General features: G+C 71.2%; 12 protein-coding genes. 7 read left to right on the forward strand and 5 right to left on the reverse strand.

Annotation, left to right across the window (positions count from 1 at the left end):
- Positions 1-42: 42 nt before the first annotated feature.
- From Dfulv_RS19775 to Dfulv_RS19785, 3 genes are read left to right on the forward strand one after another with little or no spacing between them, the layout of a single operon-like run.
- Entirely contained in the window at positions 43-2,847 is a 2,805-nt protein-coding gene (locus Dfulv_RS19775) for a methyl-accepting chemotaxis protein (protein WP_259865497.1), read from the forward strand.
- On the forward strand, positions 2,847-4,337 hold the full coding sequence (locus tag Dfulv_RS19780) for a chemotaxis protein CheW (RefSeq protein WP_259865498.1): 1,491 nt from the start codon (positions 2,847-2,849) through the stop codon (positions 4,335-4,337). The genes Dfulv_RS19775 and Dfulv_RS19780 overlap by 1 nt, the downstream gene beginning before the upstream one ends.
- The gene (locus Dfulv_RS19785) at positions 4,306-5,079 is read left to right on the forward strand and encodes an aminotransferase class IV (protein WP_259865500.1); all 774 of its coding nucleotides are present in this window, start codon (positions 4,306-4,308) and stop codon (positions 5,077-5,079) included. The genes Dfulv_RS19780 and Dfulv_RS19785 overlap by 32 nt, the downstream gene beginning before the upstream one ends.
- Here Dfulv_RS19785 and Dfulv_RS19790 read toward each other — a convergent pair.
- The 5 genes from Dfulv_RS19790 to Dfulv_RS19810 form a co-directional block, all read right to left on the reverse strand.
- Entirely contained in the window at positions 5,076-6,083 is a 1,008-nt protein-coding gene (locus tag Dfulv_RS19790; RefSeq protein ID WP_259865501.1) for a TerC family protein, read from the reverse strand. The genes Dfulv_RS19785 and Dfulv_RS19790 overlap by 4 nt on opposite strands.
- Before the next feature lie 295 nt (positions 6,084-6,378).
- Positions 6,379-8,430 (reverse strand): alpha-galactosidase, encoded by a 2,052-nt coding sequence (locus Dfulv_RS19795; protein WP_259865502.1) that lies wholly within the window; start codon positions 8,428-8,430, stop codon positions 6,379-6,381.
- Positions 8,427-9,251: a carbohydrate ABC transporter permease gene (locus Dfulv_RS19800; protein ID WP_259865503.1), complete on the reverse strand. Its 825-nt coding sequence runs from the start codon at positions 9,249-9,251 to the stop codon at positions 8,427-8,429. The genes Dfulv_RS19795 and Dfulv_RS19800 overlap by 4 nt, the downstream gene beginning before the upstream one ends.
- Positions 9,252-9,277: 26 nt before the next feature.
- On the reverse strand, positions 9,278-10,180 hold the full coding sequence (locus Dfulv_RS19805) for a carbohydrate ABC transporter permease (protein WP_259865504.1): 903 nt from the start codon (positions 10,178-10,180) through the stop codon (positions 9,278-9,280).
- Position 10,181: 1 nt separating this feature from the next.
- The gene (locus tag Dfulv_RS19810; protein ID WP_259865505.1) at positions 10,182-11,474 is read right to left on the reverse strand and encodes an ABC transporter substrate-binding protein; all 1,293 of its coding nucleotides are present in this window, start codon (positions 11,472-11,474) and stop codon (positions 10,182-10,184) included.
- Positions 11,475-11,663: 189 nt separating this feature from the next.
- On the opposite strand from Dfulv_RS19810, the gene Dfulv_RS19815 reads away from it, so the two are divergent.
- The 4 genes from Dfulv_RS19815 to Dfulv_RS19830 are packed head-to-tail and all read left to right on the forward strand — an operon-like array spanning position 11,664 to position 15,046.
- Positions 11,664-12,380, forward strand: coding sequence for an SDR family NAD(P)-dependent oxidoreductase (locus tag Dfulv_RS19815; RefSeq protein ID WP_259865506.1), 717 nt, complete (start codon positions 11,664-11,666; stop codon positions 12,378-12,380).
- A gap of 37 nt (positions 12,381-12,417) precedes the next feature.
- Positions 12,418-13,125: a FadR/GntR family transcriptional regulator gene (locus tag Dfulv_RS19820; protein WP_259865507.1), complete on the forward strand. Its 708-nt coding sequence runs from the start codon at positions 12,418-12,420 to the stop codon at positions 13,123-13,125.
- On the forward strand, positions 13,122-14,267 hold the full coding sequence (gene dgoD, locus Dfulv_RS19825; RefSeq protein ID WP_259865508.1) for a galactonate dehydratase: 1,146 nt from the start codon (positions 13,122-13,124) through the stop codon (positions 14,265-14,267). Before Dfulv_RS19820 ends, dgoD begins: the two co-directional genes overlap by 4 nt.
- Positions 14,261-15,046, forward strand: coding sequence for a hypothetical protein (locus Dfulv_RS19830; protein ID WP_259865509.1), 786 nt, complete (start codon positions 14,261-14,263; stop codon positions 15,044-15,046). Before dgoD ends, Dfulv_RS19830 begins: the two co-directional genes overlap by 7 nt.
- Positions 15,047-15,053: the final 7 nt, after the last annotated feature.

Below are 15,053 nucleotides of genomic sequence, written 5' to 3' on the forward strand. Positions count from 1 at the left end.
TTGTGACCGCGTAGCACCGTTGTGGCAGCCGAGGAGCAACCCGTGCCCGAACCGATCGGCCTCGTGAACGACAGCCCCACACCGGCGCTCGCACAGGCGGCGCTGAGACTGCTGGTGCAGGAGCGGCTCGTTGTGGTGCTCAACGTCAAGAACGGCTCCATCATGACCGTCAACGACCGGGTGCTGGAGACCACCGACCTGCCGTTGCCCGAGCTCATCGGGAAGCGGCTCGAGGAGGTCTGGCACCTGCAGTCGCAGCTGGTCGACCAGCTCATGGACAGCGCCCGGGCCGGGGAGTTCGTCGAGCAGGTGAACCCGATCGTCGACAGCGGTGGGCGGCAGCGCTGGCTGCGGTTCAACTGCGGGCCGGTGCCCGGTGCCGGCAAGGAGGCCGAGAGCCTGCTGCTCACCGCCTACGACATCACCAACGACCGCCGCCTGCTCGCCGAGCTGCGCGGCAAGTACGCGGCCGTGGACCGGGCGCAGGCGGTCGTCGAGTTCGACCTGGCCGGCGAGGTGCTCGCCGCCAACGAGAACTTCCTGAAGATCACCGGCCACGCGCTCGGCGACATTGTCGGGCAGCACCATCGGATGTTCGTCGACGAGACCTACGGCGCCAGCGCCGAGTACGCCGAGTTCTGGGCGAAGCTGGCCCGGGGTGAGGCCGACAGCGGGGAGTACAAGCGCCTCGGCCGCGGCGGGCGGGAGGTGTGGCTGCGGGCCACCTACAACCCGATCTTCGACCTGGAGGGCCGGCCGTACAAGGTGGTGAAGTACGCCCTCGACATCACCGAGACGAAGCAGCGCAACGCGGAGTACGAGGGCAAGGTCAACGCCATCTCCCGGGCGCAGGCGGTCATCGAGTTCGACCTCGACGGCACCATCCAGTGGGTCAACAAGAACTTCCTCGACGTCACCGGCTACACGGCGGACGAGCTCGTCGGCCGGCACCACCGGACCCTCGTGACCGAGGACGAGGCCCGCAGCAACGCTTACCGGGCCTTCTGGCAGAACCTCGCCCGGGGAACGTTCGAGAGCGGTGAGTACAAGCGGGTCGGCAAGGACGGCCGCGAGGTGTGGCTGCAGGCGACCTACAACCCGATCTTCGATCTCGACGGCCGGCCGTTCAAGGTGGTCAAGTACGCCACCGACATCACCGAGACGAAGCAGCGTAACGCGGAGTACGAGGGCAAGGTCACCGCCATCGACCGGGCGCAGGCGGTCATCGAGTTCGACCTCGACGGCATGATCCTCGGCGCCAACCGCAACTTCCTCGACCTCATGCGGTACACCAGCGCCGACGAGCTCAAGGGCAGGCACCACCGCATCTTCGTCGACCCGATCCACGCGGCGAGCGAGGACTACCGGGCGTTCTGGGCGCGGCTCGCGCGAGGCGAGTTCGAGATGGGGGAGTACAAGCGGGTCGGCAAGGGCGGCCGCGAGGTGTGGCTGCAGGCGACCTACAACCCGATCTTCGACCTGGAGGGCCGGCCGTACAAGGTCGTGAAGTACGCCGTCGACGTCACCGACGCCAAGCTGCGCAACGTGGAGTACGAGGGCAAGGTCAACGCCATCTCCCGCGCGCAGGCCGTCGTCGAGTTCGACACCCAGGGCGTGGTGCTCGACGCCAACCGCAACTTCCTCGACCTCTTCGGTTACGGCATCGACGAGGTCCGCGGCAAGCCCCACCGGATGTTCGTCGACGCCGAGGACGCGGCCTCGGACCGGTACCAGGAGTTCTGGGAGCGGCTGCGGCGCGGCGAGTTCGACGCCGGGGAGTACAAGCGGGTCGCCAAGGACGGCCGTGAGGTCTGGATCCAGGCCACCTACAACCCGATCCTCGACCTCGACGGGCGACCGTACAAGATCGTCAAGTTCGCCGCGGACGTCACGTCGGCGAAGCTGCGCAACGCCGAGTTCGAGGGCAAGGTCGCGGCGATCAACCGCGGGCAGGCGGTGGTCGAGTTCGACCTCGAGGGCAACGTGCTGAGCGCCAACGACAACTTCCTGCGCACCATGGGCTACTCGATGCGGGAGATCCAGTCCCAGCACCACAGCATGTTCTGCACCCAGGACTACATCACCTCGCAGGAGTACCGCGACTTCTGGCTGCGCCTGAGCCACGGCGAGCACCTCACCGGCCGGTTCCACCGCGTCGGCAAGTTCGGCCGAGACGTCTTCCTCCAGGCGACCTACAACCCGATCTTCGACCTCAGAGGCGTGCCGGTGAAGATCGTGAAGTTCGCGCACGACATCACCGAACAGGTCGCCCTCGAACGCCGGCTCACCACGAAGACCCGCGACATGAGCCGGGCCGTGGAGGACCTCAGCGTCTCCATCGCGCAGATCGTCGGCAACGCCGGCCAGGCCAGCCAGCTTGCCGGCGAGACGCAGACCAACGCCCAGCGCGGCTTCGAGGAACTGCGCAAGTCCATCGAGGCGATCGAGCTCATGGAGCGCTCCTCCGACCAGATCGCCGCGATCGTCCAGGTGATCGGCGAGATCGCCAGCCAGACCAACCTGCTCGCGTTCAACGCCTCGATCGAGGCGGCCCGCGCCGGCGAGCACGGCGTCGGGTTCTCGGTCGTCGCGGGTGAGGTACGCAAGCTCGCCGAGCGCTCGTCCGACTCGGCCCGCGAGATCAGCCGCCTCATCCAGGAGTCGGCGACCCGGATCAACCAGGGCTCGCAGGTCGCGCAGCGGGCCCAGGACGCGTTCGAGGAGATCCTGCGCAGCGTCGGCAAGACCGCCGAGTCGATCCACCACATCGTGACCTCGACGCAGACCCAGCAGGACGCGTCGCGGGCGGTCAACGCGCTGATCGGCGAGCTGATCGGCAGCGACTGATGAGCGCTGTCCTCCACGGCGTGTTCACGGTCGCCGACGTGCACGTCGCGCTGCCGCTGTCCGAGCTGCGCGAGGTCATCCCGTGCCCGCCGGCGTTCGACCCGCTGCTGGCCGCCGCGCCCGGCCTTGTCGGCGCGGTCAACCTGCGCCACCAGATCATCCCGGTGCTCGACCTGCGCCGGCTGCTCGGCCTGCCGGACGGCGACGGCACCGACGTCGTGGTGGTCGTGGCCTGCGACGGATCGGTGTTCGGGCTGCTCGCGAGCGCCGTCCACGGTGTCGTCGGGATCGACGGGGACGCCCGGCTCGGCATGACCGTCAACAGCGAGCCGCTGTTCAGCTGCACCTTCGAGCGCCCCGACGACGGCGCCGTCGTCTGCGTGCTGGACTGCGCCGCCGTGCGGCGCCTGCCGGGCATGGTCGTCGCCGACGACACGGGCGGGCCGAGCGGCGTGGTGGCGCCGGCCCGGACCGGCGGCCTCGAGCCGGTCGGCGGCCGCACGATGATGATGCTGCTGCGCTGCGGCGAGATCGGCGTCTGCGTCGACGTGTCCCACATCCACTCCGTCGTGCCGGAGCTCATCCTGAAGTCCTCGCCGCTGGACGGGCCGGCCGTCCACGGCGTCGTCGAGCTCGGTGAGCAGTACGTGGCGACCGTCGACACCCTCGCCGTGCTCGGCCTCGGCACCCTCGCCCCGATCGACGTCAAGCGCGGTGTCGCGCTCGCCTACGACCGGGGCCTGCTGACGTTCGCGGTCACCGAGGTCACCGCGATCGTCGGCGTCACCGGGGCGGACGTTTTGCCGGTGCCGTCCTTCGGCCTGCCGTCGTCCGACTACGTCGTGGGCATCCTGCCGGGCCAGGCCGGCGGCTCATACCTCGTCGTCGACGGCGACCGGCTGCGGGCCGACCCGCAGCTCGGCACGATCGCCGCCCTCGGCACCCCGGTCGCCGGACGTGCGCCCGAACGGCCGCGGCCCGACGCCGCCGACCGGCCCGCCGGGGACGGGCGGGTCATCGAGCACGTCGTCCGCAAGTACCTGACCTATCACGCGGGCGTCGAGGTCGCCACGCCGCTCACCCAGGTCACCGAGATCGTGCCGCACCCGGGGGACGTCATCCCGTTCGTGGGCGGCGGCCCCCTGCGGGGTGTCTTCACCCACCACCGCGCGTCGGTCCCGCTGATCTGCCTCGCCACGCTGCTCGGCCGCCCCGTCGAGACCGACCCCGCGACCGCCCGCGTCCTGCTGGTCGCCGACGGTGACGATCTTGTCGGCTTCATCGTCCCCGGGCTGCGCGCCATCGAGGAGTCGATCTGGGAGGAGCGCCGGCCCGCGGAGCCGGACGCGCCCGTCACCCTCGCCGGCAGCCCGTTGGTCAAGATCGGCCTGCCGGGCGGCGAACGGATGCTGCCCCGCATCGACCTGCGGCGGGCTGCCCGGACTATGGTGGGCGATCGTGAGCACCACGGTGATCAGGCTGGAGATTGACGGACGAGAGCCGAAGATCGAGGAGTTGTACCACCCGATCCTCGTCAACTACGGCCATTTCACCGCCATGCAGGTCCGCGGCGGACGCGTCCAGGGGCTGGCCCTGCACCTGGACCGGCTGGTGGCCGCCACGCGCGAGCTCTTCGCCGCGGAGCTGGACCCGGCGCTGGTCCGCGACCACCTCCGCCACGCACTGCGGGACGTGCCGGACGCGGCGGTGCGGATCAACGTCTACCGCCCCGGCGACCTCATGGTCCTCGTCGCCGTCCGCCCGCCCACCGACCCGGCGCCGGGCCCCGTGAGCCTCCGCTCGGTGCCCTACCAGCGCCCGGCCGCGCACCTCAAGCACCTCGGCAGCTTCGGCCAGCTGTACCACGGCCACGCGGCCGAACGCGACGGCTTCGACGACGCCCTGCTGACCGGCCCCGGCGGCGAGATCGCCGAGTCGGCCGTCCACAACATCGCGTTCTTCGACGGCACCGGCGTCACGTGGCCCTCGGCCCCGCACCTGCCCGGCATCATGATGCAGCTGCTGCGCCCGCGGCTGGCGGAGGCCGGGTTGCCGGACCGCTCGGCCTCCGTTCGGCTGGCGGACCTCGCCGGCTACCGCGCGGCGTTCGTCACCAACTCCATCGGCATCGTCCCGGTCGACCGCGTCGACGACGTCCACCTCCCGCTCGACCCGGCGTTCATGGCCCGGGTCGAGGCCGCGGCGGCCGCGATCCCCTGGGACGACATTTAGCGCCTGTCGACGGCCGGCGCGTCTGCGGAGTCGGTACCGGCCGGCTCCGCGGGGCGGGACTTCGCGTTGGCGCGCAGGCTCGTCACCGTCACGGTCGCGAGCGTCAGCACGATGACCAGCAGGGACAGCGGCGTGGGCACGTCCGGAACCCACGACCAGACGGTGTGCGCCCAGTGCAGGATGAGCTTGGCGCCGATGAAGCCGAGAATGATGGCCAGGCCGTGGTTGAGGTGGCGCAGCTGGCTGAGCGCGTTGCGCAGCACGAAGTACAGCGCCCGCAGGCCGAGCAGCGCGAAGGCGTTGGTGGCGAACACGAGGTACGGGTCTTCGGTCACGCCGTACACGGCCGGCACCGAGTCGACCGCGAACACGATGTCGGTGAGGAACACCGCGGTCACGACCAGCGCCATCGGGGTGAGCGCCCGCCGGCCGGCCTGCTTGATGGTGAGCCGCGCATCGTGGTACTGGTCGGTGACCGGCATGAGCCGGCGCAGCAGCCGGACGCCACGCATCTTGTCGATGTCGACCTCGTGGTCGGCGCCGCGCACCGCGTCACGCATCACCTTCACCGCGGTGATCACCAGGATCGCGCCGAAGACGAGGAACGCCCAGGTGCCGGCGGAGAGCATGGCGGCGCCGGCGGCGATGAAGATCGCCCGCAGGACGAGGGCGCCGACGATGCCGTAGAGCAGCACCCGCTGGGCCAGTTTGGTCGGCACCGCGAAGGCGGTGAGCAGCAGCATGAAGACGAACAGGTTGTCGACCGACAGCGACTTCTCCACCACGTAGCCGGTGAAAAACTCCACGCCGGGCCGGCTGCCGTGGTCCAGCCAGACATATGCGCCGAACACGACCGGAAGGGCGAGGTAGAACACCGTCCAGGCGATGGCCTCGCGCATCGGCACGTCGTGGGGGCGGCGGGTGACCACGAAGTCGAGCGCCAGCAGGCCCAGCAGGACCGCGATGCTGATCGCCCACAGCTGCGGCGAAGCGATGGACTCCATAGGAATTCGGGCTCCCTCGAACATGAAGCATCGTTCGAGGTCTCTCTCACCCGCCGGGGCGGGCGGCTGCCCGGGAGCCGCATCGGCGCGACTCGTACTGACCGGGACAACCTGGCGAGATACTCCCCCCGCAGGCACAGTCTACGGGTTGTTGCTGGACGTTTCCTGGGAACGTGGCCACCCGCGGCACACCACCCGGACGAGTGAACCGTGTGCCGGGTGGCGTGCGGTCGGTGGGCGGCGTCGACCACGAAGGTCGCCGCGCCTGCGGGGCCCTAGCGACGCCGGTGGCGGGTCAGTCGCGGTGCAGGACGATGACGTCGGCGTCGTGCGCCGCGGTCCACTGCACGGGCAGGCCGGCCGTGGTGAGGTGGCTGCCCGAGTAGTGCTGGTCGCCGGTCCCGTACCGTGCCTGCGGTCTCAGGCCGCGCAGCGGCAGCCGGACGGGGCGGGACGGCAGCAGACCGGCACCGTCGAGCCGCCCGGTGTGCCAGGCGAGGACGACGGCGGTGCGCTCGTCGGGGGAGAGATACTGCACCGCGCACCGCGCCTGGCCCGGCCCGCCGATGAGGTGCACGGTGCCGTGCATGACGATCTCGCGGATCTCCTTGTACCGGGCGATCCAGCGGGCCGCCTCGGCGCGCTCCTGCGCGCTCCACCGCCGGATGTCGGCGCCGATGCCGAGAACTCCCGCCATGGCGAGCACGAACCGGAACGCGAGCGAGCGCGGTCGCGGGTCGAACAGGCCGGGCGCGTCGGTGACCCAGGAGCTCAGCAGGTGTGGTGCGTTGGCGTGCAGGAAGCCGTGCTGGATCGCCAGGCGGTCCAGCGGGCCGGTGTTGTCGCTGGGCCAGAAGACGTCGGCGCGTGCCGCCATGCCCAGGTCGGTGCGGGCGCCGCCGCCCGCGCACGCCTCGATGATCACGTGCGGGTGGTCCCGGCGTAGCCGCTCGTAGATGCGCCAGAGGTTGGCGACGTGGGCGCCGTCGAGGTCGACCGGCCCGGTGGCACCGGGGCGGCCGGGCTCGGTGCGCGGCCGGTTGAAGTCCCACTTCAGGTAGTCGATGGCGTGCTTGCGCAGCAGCCCGTCGACGGTGCCGTGGACGAACTCGGCGACCTCGGGCCGGCCGAGATCGAGCAGGTACTGGTTGCGGACCTGGGTGAGCGGCTGGCCGTCGACGGAGTAGACCCAGTCGGGATGCTCTGCGTAGAGGCGCGACCGCGGGTTGACGCACTCCGGCTCCACCCACAGCCCGAACCGCAGCCCGAGCGCCCGCACGTCGGCGACGAACGCATCGAACCCCGCCGGGAACTTGGCCGGGTCGGGGGTCCAGTCGCCGAGCCCGCCGGTGTCGTCGCCCCGCCCGGTGAACCAGCCGTCGTCGACCACGAACGTCTCCACCCCGATGCCGGCGGCGACCCGGGCGAGCGCGAGCTGGCTGTCGGCGTCGACGGCGAAATACGTGGCCTCCCAGGAGTTGTAGAGCACCGGCCGCGGTGTCAGCCGTTCGCCGGCGAGGTGCCGCTGGTAGGCGTGCCACACGCGGGCGAGGCCACCGAGCCCGTCGGCGCTGTACGCCCCGGCGGCCGTCGGCAGCGTCAGCCGCTCACCGGGGGCGAGATCGAGCGGCCCGTCGACGAGCCCGCGGCCGACGCGCACCCGGGTCAGGCCGCCGGTGTCGCGCTCCGCCTGAATCTTCCAGGACCCGGTCCAGGCCAGACCGACGCCCCAGACACCGGCGGGGTCCTCCTGGTCGTTGACCGCGAGCCACGGCACGTAGAGGTGGCCGGGGACGCCCTGGGCGCTGCCGACCGCGAACGTGCCGTGCGCGAGGTCGACGTGGGCGAGCTGGAACTCCTGCGCCCACTGGCCCCACTGGTAGCTGATCCGGGCGCCGTGCGGTGTGGGCACGCAGAACCCGGCCGAGCCGGCCCGGGCCAGCCGCAGCGGGTCCGGGCCCTCGTTGACCAGTTCCACCCAGCGCTCGACGACGTCGGTGCCGGCCGGGATCCGGTACTGCAGCACGGCCCGCAACCCGTTGACCGGATCGGCGAACGTGACCGCCAGCCGGTCGTCGGCCGCGGCGGCGGACACGAACCGCAGCGACGAGCGGGCCTCCACCACCAGGTCGGCGCCCGCGAACGGCCGCTCGGTCTCCGTCGCGTATTCGACCGGCGCCGCGTCGCCCTTTGTCAGGAACGGGACCGGCCCGTCGTAGCCGACCGGGGAGGGCCCGTCGGAGACGCCGTGCGGCCCCCACGCGACCAGCTCCAGCCAGCGTCCGTGTGCCGGCACGGCCACGGTGTATTCGGTCTGCGCCCCGCGCAGGGTCCACCGCTTGGTCACTTCACCGCTCCGATCGCGAGGCCCGACACAAAATGCTTCTGGAAGCCCAGGAACACGGCGACCGTCGGCACCGCCGCGATCACAGTCCCGGCGGCGATGACGCTCCACGAGGACACGAACTGGCCCTGCAGACCCAGCAGTGCCGGGGTGACCGGCATCTTGTCGTCGGTGCGCAGCACGGTGATCGCCCACAGCAGGTCGTTGAAGATCCAGGTGAACGACAACGCGCCGAGCGCGGCGAGCGCCGGTCTGGCCAGCGGCAGGATGACCCGGGCGAAGATCTGCGCCGGCCCCGCGCCGTCGATGGTGGCCGCCTCCTGGATCTCGCCGGGCAGGTCACGCATGAAGCCGTGCAGCACGAACGTGTAGAAGCCGAGGCCGAAGCCCACCTGCACCGCGATGAGCGCGTAGAGCGTGTCGTAGAGACCGGTCAGCTCGCTGAACTTGGCCACCGGGATGAGCAGGATCTGCGGCGGGAGCAGGTTTCCGGCGAGCATGAGCAGCAGGACGGTGCGCCGGCCGGGAATGCGGTACCGGCTGAGCGCGAACGCGGCGACCGCCGCGAGCGCCAGCGTCAGCACGACCGACGGCACGGTCACGAGCATGCTGTTGACCAGTGCCTGCAGCTCGCCGCCGTCGGTCCACGCCTGCCGGTACGTGTCGAGGGTGAACGAGTGCGGCAGGCTGCCGATCCCGTTGGCGGCGATGTCGTCGAAGGTCCGGGTCGACATGACGACGACCCACAGGACCGGGGCGAGCCACAGCAGCGACAGCAGCACCATGCCGGTATGGAATGCGCCCGTCCGGACCGACCGGTTCATGCGTCCTCCGCTTCGCTCCGGACCGCTCATGTGTCCTCCTCCCGGAACGCGCGCACCAGGTAGCCGAGAATGACGGCCAGGGCGAGCGCGAAGATGACGACGGCGATCGCGGACGCGTAGCCCAGCCGGAGTCCCTGGAACGCGGTCGAGTACATGTAGGTGCTCAGCAGCTCCGACGAGTGATACGGCCCGCCGCGGGTGAGCGACCACACGATGTCGAACGACCGCAGCGAGTCGATGACGATGACCGACAGCACGACGGCGTTGACGCCCTTGAGCTGCGGGACGGTCACCCGCCACAGCCGCTGCCAGGCGTTGGCGCCGTCGACCCGCGCGGCTTCGTGCAGCGCCGGGTCGATCGCCTTCAGCCCGGCCAGGTAGAGCACCATCACGTAGCCGATCTGCCGCCACAGCGCGGGGAGGATGACCGCGTAGAGCGCGGTCTCCGGGTCGGCGAGCCAGGGCCGGATCAGGTGCTCGAGGCCGATGCCGCGCAGGATCTGGTCGGCGAGCCCGTCGGGCTGGTAGAACACCCGCCACACCAGGGCGGTGACCACGAGCGAGAAGACGACCGGGGTGAAGAGCGCGGCCCGGTAGAAGCCGACGCCGCGCCGGTCGCGTTGCAGCAGCAGGGCCATGCCGAAGCCGCCGGCCACGGACAGGCCGCCGAAGAGCAGGAGCCAGATGACGGTGTTGACCAGTGCGCCGCGGAACGTCGGGTCGCCGGCCAACTCGGTGTAGTTGTCGACGCCGACGAACTGCGGCGGGGTCAGCCCGTCCCAGCGGGTGAAGGAGAACCAGAACCCCTGCAGCGCGGGCCAGAACACCCAGATGCTCTCGACCGCGAACGGCACCAGGACGAAGGCGGCCAGCAACGGCGACAGCCGAGGCCGTCGCCGCCGCCGGAGGGTGGTTGCGGGTGAGGTCACGTCAGCCCTTGAAGACCTTCTCGGCGCTGGTCTGCCACTCCCGTAGGATCGCGTCGACCTGATCCGGTTTGTCGATGAACTTCGTCAGGGCCGTGTCGGCGGTCGGCTGGAGCGCGTCGCTGGAGTCACGGTTGAAGAACTGGGTCAGCTCCTTCGCGTCGTCGAGCATGGCCTTGCCCTTGGCGACCAGTGCCGAGTCGGCGGCCTTCGCCTTCGGGTTGGCCGGCAGGATGATGCCGGAGCTGGACTTGATGTAGGCCTCCTGCGCCTCGACGCCCGCGAAGTAGCTCAGCAGCGCCTTGGTCCCGGCCGGGTTGGCGGTCTTCGCGCTGGCGAAGAAGCCGTCTGTGGGTGCCTCCTCCGCCACCGGCACCGCGGGATCGATGATCGGGAAGCGGAAGAAGTCGAGGTCGCCGAGGGCGTCCTTCGGTGCGGCGTCGGCGAAGAACGTGCCGATGAGGAACATGCCGGTCTTGCCGGCCAGCAGCGCGGTCGTCGCCTCCTGGAACGGGTAGGCCTTGCCCTTGGGGTCGAAGTAGGGCAGCACCTCCGCCCACTTCGTGAAGACGGCCTTGACCTTGGGGTCGTCGAAGCGCTGCTTGCCGGCGAGCAGCCCGCGGTGGAACGGCGCGCCGTTGATCCGGATGTTGAGGTAGTCGAACCAGGCCGAGGCCACCCAGGGGGTGTCGCCCAGGCCGATGCCGATCGGCGGGATGCCCTTGCCCTGCAGGGTCTGGCACAGCGCGACGAACTCGGTCCAGGTCTTCGGCTCCTGCACGCCCCACTTGGCGAAGTTGGACTTGCGGTAGAAGAAGCCCCACCAGTAGTTGTTCATCGGCACGAAGACCTGCTTGCCGGCGGTGTCGGTGGACAGCGTGCGCAGCGACTGCGGATAGTCGCCGAGACCCTGCCAGACGTCGGACAGGTCGAGGAGCAGGCCCTTGCTCGCGTAGTCGTTGGCGACCGATCCCGCATACCAGGTGTAGACGTCGGGCGGGTTGGCCGAGGTCAGGTAGGTCGGCAGCTGCGTGCGGAACGTCTCCGACGCGATCGTGTTGAGCGTCGCGGTGCCCTTGCCCTGCTTGTTGAAGTCGGCGACCAGCTGCTCCATGGCCGTCTTGGCCTGTGGCGAGGAGAGGTTGGACTGGATGGTGACGGCACCGGACGTCTTGTCCGAGGGGCCGCTGGCGGAGCTGGCGCAGGCACTCAAGAACGAACCGGCGCCGAGCGCGCCCACGCCGAGAAGACCGAGGTGGCCAAGGAATCGGCGGCGACCGGGGTCGAAGTCGCTCACGGGGGTGTCCCTTCCTCAACGACACGCTGCGTCACATCGCGTGGTGTCGGTCGTATGAACGGTGTAACCAGAAGGTTGCATCCGAGGCTTCGATGCTGTCAAGATGTATTCGTAATTAATGGTTATTCCGCGGTCCGCGGTGGGCAGACGGGTCAGCATATGCGGCGGCTAGAGGGCAGAACCGCGCTGGTGACAGGCGCGACAGGTGGCATCGGGGCGGCGACCGTGCGCCGGCTCGCCGCCGAAGGTGCGGCCGTGGGTCTCATGGATGTGCGGGATCCGGCGCCGCTCGCGGAAGAGCTGACGGCGTCCGGGGCCCGAGCACTTTCCGTAGTCGCCGACGTCGCCGACGAGGACGGCTGGACCGCCGCGGTCGCCGCCGTCCGCGCTGCGCTGGGCCCGGTCGACATCCTCGTCAGCAACGCCTACACGGTCGAGCTGGCACCGGCCCACCGCACGAGCCGCGCGTCCTGGGACCACCAGCTCGCGGTCAACCTGACCGGCACCTTCCTCGGCCTCCGGGCCTGCCTCGACGACCTGCGCGAGCGGCGGGGCGCGGTCGTGGTCGTGTCCTCGGTGCACGCCCTGGTCGGACTGCCCGGCCGGCCCGCCTACGCCGCGGCCAAGGGCGGGCTCGTCGCGCTCGGCCGCCAGCTCGCCGTCGAATACGGTCCGGAGGTCCGGGTCAACACCATCCTGCCCGGGCCGATCCTCACCGGCGCCTGGGACGGCATCTCCGAGGAGGACCGTCAACGTAGCGTCGCCGAGACGGTCGCCAAGCGGTTCGGCACGCCGGACGAGGTGGCGGCCACGGTCGCCTTCCTCGCCTCGCCGGACGCTGCCTACGTCACCGGCACCAGCCTGGTGGTGGACGGCGGATGGACCGCGATGAAAACGTCAGCGTGACGGACCGACAGCGACGAGCGAGAGGGTGCGAAGAGCATTGGCAACTTACGCGGGCCGTGGCGTGCACGGGCAGACGGTCGAGGTGATCGCCCGCCGCATCCTGGCCGGAGAGATCGCCGAGGGTGCGACGCTCAACCTCGGCGCGCTCCAGGAGGAGCTCGACGTCAGCCTCACCGCGCTGCGCGAGGCCCTCAAGGTGCTCTCGGCGAAGGGCATCGTCGACGCCCGGCAGAAGCGCGGCACCTTCGTCCGGCCACGGGCCGACTGGCACCTGCTCGACGCCGACGTGATCCGGTGGCAGATGGAGGAGGGCGCCGACCCGCGCCTGCTCGACAAGCTCCACGAGGTCCGCAGCATCATCGAGCCCGCCGCCGCCCGGCTCGCCGCGATCCGCGCTGTCGACGAGGACTTCAGCGCCCTGGAGCAGGCCCTCGAGGAAATGATCGAGGCGCACGGCGACCCGGTCGCGTCCGTCGCCGCCGACCTGTCCTTCCACCGCGCCCTGCTCAACGCCACCCACAACGACCTGTTGGTGCGCATGGAGGTGGTCATGGAGACCGGCCTCGCCGAGCGTGACCGGCTCGTCCACGGCGGCGCCCACGACGACCCGGTGCCCAGCCACCGGGCCGTCGTCGACGCGATCCGCTCACGCGACGAGTCCGCGGCCGAGACCGCGATGCGGGGCCTGCTCGCCAAGGCGGTCAGGGATGTCGAGAAGGTTCGCGCGCAGAAGGGTCGCCGGTGAAGATCGACCGGATCGAGACGTTCCTCGTCCCGCCCCGCTGGTTGTTCTGCCGCGTCGAGACCGACGACGGGCTCGTCGGCTGGGGCGAGCCTGTCGTGGAGGGCCGCGCCGAGGTGGTCCGCAGTGCGGTGGAGGTGCTGGCGGAATATCTCGTCGGGCAGGACCCGCTGCGCATCGAGCAGCACTGGCAGATCCTCACCAAGGGCGGCTTCTACCGGGGCGGGCCGGTGCTGTCCAGCGCCGTCGCCGGTCTCGACCAGGCGCTGTGGGACATCGCCGGCCAGGCGTACGGTGCACCCGTCCACGCCCTGCTCGGCGGGCCGGTCCGCGACCGGGTCCGGATCTACTCGTGGATCGGCGGCGACGAGCCGGGCGAGATCGCCGAGGCCGCCGCGGAGCAGGTCGCGGCGGGGCTCACCGGCATCAAGATGAACGCGTCCGGCCGCCTGTCCGCCATCCCCACCCCGGCCGAGATCGACGCCATCGTCCGGCGGGTCGCCGCCGCCCGTGAGGTGCTCGGCGCCGACCGGGACATCGCCCTGGACTTCCACGGCCGGGCGGGCGCCGCCGCGGTCCGCCGCATCCTGCCGGAGCTGGCGCCGTTGCGGCCGTTCTTCGCCGAGGAGCCGGTGCTGCCCGACCAGGTGCACCACCTGCACGACATCGTCACCTGCTCGCCTGTCCCGGTCGCGACCGGCGAGCGGCTCTACGGCCGGTCCGAGTTCCTCGCACCGCTGCAGGCCGGGGTCGCGGTCGTCCAGCCCGACCTCTCGCACGCCGGCGGCATCTCCGAGGTCCGGCGGATCGCCGCGCTCGCCGAGACCTACGGCGCGGTGCTGGCGCCGCACTGCCCGCTCGGCCCGATCGCGCTCGCCGCCAGCCTGCAGGTGGCGTTCGCGACACCCAACTTCCTCATCCAGGAGCAGAGCATCGGCATCCACTACCACCAGGGGTCCGAGCTCCTCGACTACCTCGTCGACCCGGCGCCGCTGCGGTTCACCGACGGGCACATCGCCCGGTTCGACACGCCCGGCCTCGGCGTCACCGTCGACGAGGCCGCCGTGCGTGCCGCCGCCCGCACCCCGCACGCCTGGCGCAACCCGGTCTGGCACCACGACGACGGGTCGTTCGCGGAATGGTGACCGTGCCCCTCACCGCCCGCCACGACGCCGCGCTCGGCGGCCGGTGGACCTCGCTGTCCGGCGGCGGCCGCGAATGGCTGTGGCACCGCTCCTCGGACGCCCGCGCCGCGGTCCGGCCCGGCGATCCGTTCGTCGACGCGGGCGGCCTCGAGGAGTGCCTGCCGACGGTCCGCGGCACGCCCGACCACGGCGACGTCTGGTCCCGGCCGTGGCACGCGACGGGTGCGGGCACGCTGGCCGTCGAGACGCCGGACTTCGTCCTGACCCGCCGGATCGGCCATCGCGCCGGTGCCGTGATCGCCGACTACACGCTCGCCGCCGCACCGGGGCACCGGTTCGTGTGGGCCGCCCACGCCCTGCTCGACCTGTCGCCGGCCGCGCGGCTGGACGCCCCGGCCGGCACCCGCACCCGCCTCTACCCCGACCCCGGCCCGCCGGTCGAGGGGCCCTGGCCGGCACCCGCCGGCGCCCCGATCGACCGTCTCGGGCCCGACGACGGCACGGCGGTCGGCGGGGTCCTGTTCGACTGCCCGCGGACCACGGTGGTCGACGGCGCCGACCGGCTGACGTTGCTGCTGGAGTGCGACGGCCAGCCCCGGTCCACGGCGCTGTGGCGCAACCTGCGTGGCTGGCCGGCGCACGGGCCGTATCGCAGCATCGGGGTCGAGCCCATGCTCGGCGAGGGCTTCGACGTGGCCGAGGACGTGCCCGCCGCCGTCGTCCCGCCCGCCGGTGCGGTGCACTGGCGGCTCACCATCACCGCACACCGGACCAGCTGAAGGAAGT

The sequence above is a fragment of the Dactylosporangium fulvum genome (genome assembly GCF_025137375.1).
Taxonomy (GTDB): domain Bacteria; phylum Actinomycetota; class Actinomycetes; order Mycobacteriales; family Micromonosporaceae; genus Dactylosporangium; species Dactylosporangium fulvum.

Excerpts from the sequence above, each read along its gene's own strand:
- Dfulv_RS19780 (WP_259865498.1), top strand. The coding sequence starts at position 2,847 with ATGAGCGCTGTCCTCCACGGCGTGTTCACGGTCGCCGACGTGCACGTC.
- Dfulv_RS19790 (WP_259865501.1), bottom strand. The coding sequence starts at position 6,083 with ATGGAGTCCATCGCTTCGCCGCAGCTGTGGGCGATCAGCATCGCGGTC.
- Dfulv_RS19800 (WP_259865503.1), bottom strand. The coding sequence starts at position 9,251 with ATGAACCGGTCGGTCCGGACGGGCGCATTCCATACCGGCATGGTGCTG.
- Dfulv_RS19830 (WP_259865509.1), top strand. The coding sequence starts at position 14,261 with ATGGTGACCGTGCCCCTCACCGCCCGCCACGACGCCGCGCTCGGCGGC.